This window comes from Kineococcus vitellinus (assembly GCF_009906315.1).
GTDB lineage: Bacteria > Actinomycetota > Actinomycetes > Actinomycetales > Kineococcaceae > Kineococcus > Kineococcus vitellinus.
Genome location: NZ_JAAALL010000240.1, coordinates 1 through 6833 on the forward strand (window position 1 = coordinate 1; position 6833 = coordinate 6833).

Here is a 6833-nt window from a genome sequence, read left to right on the forward strand (position 1 = left end):
TCGCCGAGCTGCGCGAGGAGTTCCTCGGCCGCGCCACCCGGCTGCCGCTGTCGGTCGTCGAGCAGGCCGGCACCGGGGACCTCGTCTCGCGCACGACCAACGACGTGGACGCCCTCAGCTACACGGTGCGCTACGGAGCCCCCGCGATCCTCGTGGCGTCGGTGACGGCGCTGTTCACCGTCGCGGCGGCCTTCCTCACCGGCCCGCTCGTGGCGCTGGCGGTCGTCGTCGGCCTGCCGGGCCTGCTCGTCGGCACCCGCTGGTACCTGCGCCGGGCGGCGGCCGGGTACGCCGCCGAGCGCGCGTGGTGGGGGCGGATCTCCACCACGCTCGGCGAGAACGTCGAGAACGTGCGCACCGTGGAGGCGCTCGCGCTGGCCGACCAGCGGGTGCGCCTGGTGGACCGCGTCATCGGCGAGACCGTGCAGCGCGAGCGCTACACCCTCGGGCTGCGCCTGCGCTGGTTCCCCACGATCGAGATGTCCTACCTGCTGCCCGTCGTGGTCGCGCTCGTGTGGGGCGGCTTCCTCGTGCGCCACGACCTCGCCAGCGCCGGCCAGGTGGCGGCCGTCGTCCTCTACCTGCGCCAGCTCGTGGGCCCCGTCAACGAGCTGCTCATCTGGTGGGACGAGCTGCAGGTCGGGCAGGCCTCCTTCGCGCGCGTGGTGGGCCTGGCGACGGTCCCGCCCGACCGCGAGGTCAGCGGCGAGCAGGCCGTCTCCGACGACGTGCGCGCCGAGCGGGTCGGCTACGCCTACGCCCCCGGGCGCCCCGTGCTGCACGACGTCTCGCTGTCGCTGGAGCCCGGCGAGCGCCTCGCGGTCGTCGGGCCCACCGGCGCCGGCAAGTCGACGCTGGGCCGGCTCATCGCCGGCATCGCCCCGCCCACCAGCGGCTCGGTGCGGGTGGGCGGCGCGGAGGTGACCGGGCTGCCGCTGGAGGCGATGCGCCGCCAGGTCGCCCTGGTCACCCAGGAGCGGCACGTCTTCAGCGCCTCCCTGCGCGACAACGTCGCGCTGCCCGTGCCGGAGGCCGGCGACGGCGAGGTCGAGGCCGCGCTGGAGGCCGTCGGCGCCCTGGGCTGGGTGCGCACCCTGCCGCAGGGGCTGACCACGGGCGTCGGCGAGAACGGGGTGCAGCTGTCCGCCGCGCAGGCGCAGCAGGTGGCGCTGGCCCGCCTGGTGCTCGCCGACCCGCACACCCTCGTGCTCGACGAGGCCACCTCGCTGCTGGACCCGAACACCGCCCGGCACACCGAGCGCTCGCTGGCGGGGGTGCTGGAGGGCCGCACCACGGTCGCCATCGCGCACCGGCTGCACACCGCGCACGACGCCGACCGCATCGCCGTCGTCGAGGGTGGGCGCATCACCGAGCTGGGCACCCACCACGAGCTCGTCGACGCGGGCGGCCCCTACGCGAGCCTGTGGCGCAGCTGGCACGGCGGCCAGGAGCGGTCGCCGGGATAGGATCGGCCCAGAACGACTCAGGGCTGCGGCGCGTCAGAGGTGGGGAGGCGCGCCACGACGATGGAGCCTGCCCGTGAGCTCGCCCGCCCTGCTGTCCCGCTACTCCCGCCTGCCGGAGCTGTCCGGCGCCGCCTACCTCGCCGCGACCGCCGTCGGCCGCCTGCCCATCACGATGGTGCCGCTGGCCGTCCTCGCGCTCGTCACCTCCGCCAGCGGCTCGGTGGCCGTCGGCGGCCTCGCCAGCGCGTGCGCCGCGCTCGGGGAGGCCGCCGGCGTGCCGGTGGTCGGCGCCGTCGCCGACCGCCGCGGTCAGCGCGGCACCCTGCTGACCGTCGTGGTGCTGCACCTGCTCGCCGTCGCCGCCCTCTTCGCCGCGCTCGCCGGCCCGGCCGGCTGGCCGGTGCTGGCGGCCGCCGCCTGCGTGGGGCTGACGCTGCCCTCGGTCAGCGGGTTCTCCCGCGCCCGGTGGCTGCGCATGACGCCCCGCGCCGAGGAGCAGCGCACCGCGTTCGCCTTCGAGGGCACCGTCGACGAGGCGGCCTTCATCCTCGGCCCGGCCCTCGTCGGCCTCGTGGGCGTCCTCGCCGGGCCCGCCGGCGCGCTCGTCGTGGCCGCCGCCCTGGTGGCCGTCTTCGTCACCGCGTTCGCCTGCCACCGCACCCACCGGGTGACGGCCCCGCGCCCGGTCGCGCACGGCGACGTGCGCCCGCGGGTGCCGTGGGCGGTGGCCGGGCCGGTGGCCGGGATGCTCGCGATGGGGACCGTCTTCGGCGCCACCCAGACCGGTGTCACCGCCGCCGCCGAGGCGGGCGGCAGCGCGTCCGCGGGTGCGCTCGTCTACGCCGTCATGGCCGTCGGCTCGACCGCCACGACGCTGTGCCTGGTGCTCGTGCCCGAGCGGATCGGGCTGGCGCTGCGCTGGGCCGCGTGCGGCGCCGGGGTGCTCGTGGGCTCGGCCCTGCTCGTGGCCGCCGCCGGGCACGGCCTGCTCGCGCTCAGCGGCGCCGTCCTGGTCACCGGGCTGTTCGTGGGGCCCGGGCTGGTGACGATCAGCACGAGCGCGGCCGCCCTCGTGGCCGCCGAGCGCGGCGCGTTCGTCATGGCCCTGCTGAACTCCGGGGTCGTGCTGGGCGTGGCGACGGGCGCGGCGGTGGGCGGTGCGCTCTCGGAGTCCTCCGGCCCGGCCGCCGGTCTCGCCCTCGTCGCCGTCGCGGCCGCGGTGCTCACCGCGCTGCCGCTGCCGCGGCTGGTGCGCCGCGCGCGGGCCCGGGGCGCGCAGGCCCGGTCGTGAGGGCCCTGTCGTGAGGGCCCGGGCGGGGGTCCGCGTCAGGCGGTGAGCTGCTCGAAGCCCACGCCGGTCCACTCCACGGAGCGGGCCCACAGCCAGGCGGCGTCGGCGGTGTCGTAGGCCGCCGCGCTCGCCCGCACCTGCACCGGGAAGCCGCGCCACTCGCGCGGTCCGCCCGGGGCGTAGAACTCCCCGCCGCGCGCCTGCGGGTCGGTGGCCGCGCGCAGCAGCGGCCAGGCGCCCTGGGCCGGGGACTGGCCGACGGCGCGGCCGAGGACGGCGCCGACGGCCTCCCCGAGGCGGTTGCCCGACAGCGGCGTGGACTTCCACAGGTTCGTCTCCGACAGGCCCGGGTGGGCGGCGGTGGAGACCAGCGGAGCGCCCACGGCGGCGGCCCGGCGCTGCAGCTCCAGCGCGAACAGCAGGTTCGACAGCTTCGACTGCCCGTAGGCGGGCCACTTCCGGTAGCTGCGCTCGCTCTGGTAGTTCTCGCGGTCCAGCCGGCCGAAGCGGTGCGCCACGCTGGAGACGTTCACCACGCGCCCCCCGCCGCCGGCCAGCAGCGCCGGCAGCAGCAGGCCGGTGAGGGCGAAGTGGCCCAGGTGGTTCGTGCCGACCTGCGTCTCGAAGCCGTCGGCGGTGCGGCCGAACGGCGGCGCCATGACGCCGGCGTTGTTGACCAGCACGTCGACGCTGGAGCGCCGGTGCAGCAGGTCGGAGGCCGCGCGGCGCACGCTCGCCAGGTCGGCGACGTCCAGCGCGAGGACCTCGGCGCTCGCCTCGACGCCGGAGTCGCGGACCTCCGCGCGCAGCCGCTCCAGCGCGGCGCGGCCGCGCTCGGCGTTGCGGCAGGCCAGCAGCACGTCGGCGCCGCGGCGCGCGAACTCCGTGGCGACGTGGAAGCCCAGCCCGGAGTTCGCGCCGGTGACCACCACCGTGCGCCCCTCCTGCGGGCCGATGGCGTCGGGCGTCCAGGGGTTCTGCTCCGGGTGGGGCACGGTGGTCCGTTCGCTCAGCGGATCTGGTTCAGCGGATCTGGTTCAGCGGGGCTGGTACGGGGAGACGACGACCTCGATGCGCTGGAACTCCTTGAGGTCGGAGTAGCCCGTGGTGGCCATCGAGCGGCGCAGCGCGCCCATGAGGTTCGTCGAGCCGTCGGCGACCCGGCCGGGGCCGTTGAGGATCTCCGCGAGCGGCGCGACCGTGCCCACGTGCACCCGCTCACCGCGCGGCAGCACCGCGTGGTGGGCCTCGGGGCCCCAGTGCCAGCCGCGGCCGGGCGCCTCGGTGGCGCGGGCCAGGGCGGCGCCGAGCATGACGGCGTCCGCGCCGCAGGCGACGGCCTTGACGATGTCGCCGGAGGTGCCGACACCGCCGTCGGCGATGACGTGCACGTAGCGCCCGCCGGACTCGTCCATGTAGTCGCGGCGCGCGGCGGCGACGTCGGCGACGGCGGAGGCCATCGGCGCGTGGATGCCCAGCGCGGTGCGGGTGGTGTGCGCGGCGCCGCCGCCGAACCCGACGAGGACGCCGGCCGCGCCGGTGCGCATCAGGTGCAGCGAGGCGGTGTAGGTGGCCGCCCCGCCGACGACGACGGGGACGTCGAGCTCGTAGATGAACCGCTTGAGGTTCAGCGGTTCGCTGCGCCCGGAGACGTGCTCGGCGGAGACCGTGGTGCCGCGGATGACGAACAGGTCCACGCCGGCGTCGACGACGACCTTCCAGAACTCCTGGGTGCGCTGCGGGGAGAGCGCGCCGGCCACGGTGACGCCCGCGGCGCGGACCTCGGCGAGGCGGCTGGTGATGAGCTCGGCCTTCACCGGCTCGGCGTACATCTGCTGCATGCGCGGGATCGCCACGGCCGGGTCGAGGCCGGCGATCTCCGCCAGCAGCGGCTGCGGGTCCTCGTAGCGCGTCCACAGGCCCTCGAGGTCCAGCACGCCGAGGCCGCCGAGGCGGCCCAGCGCCACGGCCGAGGCCGGTGAGGTCACCGAGTCCATCGGCGCGCTCATCACCGGGATGTCGAAGTGGTACGCGTCGATCTGCCAGGCCGTCGAGACGTCCTCGGGGTCGCGCGTGCGGCGGCTGGGCACGACCGCGATGTCGTCGAAGCTGTAGGCGCGACGACCCCGCTTGCCGCGGCCGATCTCGATCTCGTACACCCCGTCAGGCTACCGGCTGCCCACCGGCCGCCGGTGCACGGCGACCGGCGGGCGGGCCGGGCCCCGCCCGCGAGCGGGGTTCAGCGACCGCTGTAGTTGGGCGCCTCGACGGTCATCTGGATGTCGTGCGGGTGCGACTCCTTCAGCCCCGCGGCGGTGATGCGCACGAACCTCCCGGTCCGCTGCAGCTCGGGGACGGTGCGCGCGCCCGAGTAGAACATCGACTGCCGCAGGCCGCCGACGAGCTGGTGGGCGACGGCGGCCAGCGGCCCGCGGTAGGGCACCTGGCCCTCCACGCCCTCCGGCACGAAGCGGTCGTCGGAGGCGACGTCGTTCTGGAAGTAGCGGTCCTTGGAGAAGGAGCGGGCGCCGGAACGGGTCTGCTGGGCGCCCAGCGAGCCCATGCCCCGGTAGCTCTTGAACTGCTTGCCGTTGATGAAGACCAGCTCGCCGGGGCTCTCGTCGCAGCCGGCCAGCAGCGAGCCGAGCATCACGGTGTCGGCGCCGGCGACCAGGGCCTTGGCGATGTCGCCGGAGTACTGCAGCCCGCCGTCGCCGATGACCGGCACGCCCGCCGGGCGCGCGGCCTTGGAGGCCTCGTGGATGGCGGTGACCTGCGGGACGCCGACACCGGCGACGACGCGCGTCGTGCAGATCGAGCCCGGGCCCACGCCGACCTTGATGCCGTCCACGCCGGCGTCCACGAGGGCCTGCGCGGCGGCGCGGGTCGCGACGTTGCCGCCGACGACGTCCACGTGCGCGGCCGCGGGGTCGGACTTCAGCCGGGAGATCATCTCCAGCACCGCGCGGGAGTGCCCGTGCGCCATGTCGACGACGAGCACGTCGACACCGGCCTCGACCAGGCCCATGCCGCGCTTCCAGGCGTCCTCGAAGATGCCGATGGCCGCGGCCACCCGCAGGCGGCCGTCGTCGTCCTTGGTGGCCAGCGGGTACTGCTCGGACTTGGTGTAGTCCTTGACGGTGATGAGGCCGGTCAGGCGGCCCCGGTCGTCGACGATCGGCAGCTTCTCGATCTTGTGCCGGCGCAGCAGCTGCATCGCGTCGTCGGTGCTGATGCCGACGGGGGCGGTGACCAGCGGGGCCTTGGTCATGACCTCGCGCACGGGGCGGGAGAAGTCGCTCTCGAAGCGCAGGTCGCGGTTGGTGACGATGCCCACGAGCGTGCCGTCGGGGTCCACCACGGGCACGCCGGAGATGCGGTAGCGCCCGCAGAGGGCGTCGACGTCGGCGAGGGTCGCCTCGGGGGTCGTGGTGACCGGCTGGGTCACCATGCCCGACTCCGAGCGCTTCACCAGGTCGACCTGGGCCGCCTGCTCCTCGGCGGACAGGTTGCGGTGCAGCACGCCGAGACCGCCCTGGCGGGCCATCGCGATGGCCATCCGCGACTCGGTCACGGTGTCCATCGCCGAGCTCAGCAGCGGGATCCGCAGCGTCACGCGCTTGGAGATCCGGCTGGAGGTGTCGGCCTCGGACGGGATGACGTCGGACTCCCCCGGCAGCAGGAGCACGTCGTCGTAGGTCAGCCCGGTGAACCCGAACGGGTCGTGCTCGGGGTTCGCGGCGGTGTCGGCAGCGGTGTCCTCGGGGTTGCGCGCGCTCACACCCACGATGCTACGGCCCGCCTCAGCCCTCCGCGGACGCGTCCGCGGAGGGCTGAGGCGCCGCGGCGCTCGCGGACGGGGTGGCCGCGGCCTCGGCGCCGGCCGTCGGCTCGGCGCCGGCGCTCGGCTCCACCCCCGCGCTCGGGGAGGGCACGACGACCGGCAGCGTCGGCGTGACGACCTCGACGGGCGGGGTCGGCGCCGGCGCGTCGGTCGTCGGCGGCGCCGTGGCGCCCGGCCCGCTCCCGCCCGGCTCCGGCGCGCTCGGGCCCGGGTCGGCCGGGGTGGACGGGTC

Annotated in this window: 5 protein-coding genes and 1 pseudogene; 2 read left to right on the forward strand and 4 right to left on the reverse strand. The window is 76.1% G+C overall.

All coding sequences use genetic code 11. From position 1 onward, the window contains the following. Together GTQ99_RS17615 and GTQ99_RS17620 are read left to right on the forward strand one after the other, a co-directional pair. The coding region (locus GTQ99_RS17615; RefSeq protein WP_166617033.1) for an ABC transporter ATP-binding protein at positions 1-1466 on the forward strand (1466 nt) is incomplete at its 5' end. Between the two features lie 73 nt (positions 1467-1539). Then, positions 1540-2757, forward strand: a complete 1218-nt coding sequence (locus GTQ99_RS17620; RefSeq protein ID WP_166617034.1) for an MFS transporter — start codon at positions 1540-1542, stop codon at positions 2755-2757. A 35-nt stretch (positions 2758-2792) separates the two neighbouring features. On the opposite strand, the gene GTQ99_RS17625 is transcribed toward GTQ99_RS17620, so the two are convergent. The 4 genes and pseudogenes from GTQ99_RS17625 to GTQ99_RS17640 form a co-directional block, all read right to left on the reverse strand. Continuing rightward, positions 2793-3752 (reverse strand): oxidoreductase, encoded by a 960-nt coding sequence (locus GTQ99_RS17625; RefSeq protein ID WP_166617035.1) that lies wholly within the window; start codon positions 3750-3752, stop codon positions 2793-2795. Positions 3753-3794: 42 nt separating this feature from the next. Further along, complete coding sequence (locus GTQ99_RS17630; RefSeq protein ID WP_166617036.1) at positions 3795-4916, reverse strand: GuaB3 family IMP dehydrogenase-related protein; 1122 nt, start codon at positions 4914-4916, stop codon at positions 3795-3797. 80 nt (positions 4917-4996) lie between these two features. Beyond that, positions 4997-6538, reverse strand: a complete 1542-nt coding sequence (gene guaB / locus GTQ99_RS17635; protein ID WP_420814580.1) for an IMP dehydrogenase — start codon at positions 6536-6538, stop codon at positions 4997-4999. Between the two features lie 22 nt (positions 6539-6560). Beyond that, a pseudogene (locus GTQ99_RS17640) lies at positions 6561-6833 on the reverse strand (dihydrolipoamide succinyltransferase); the annotation flags it as partial.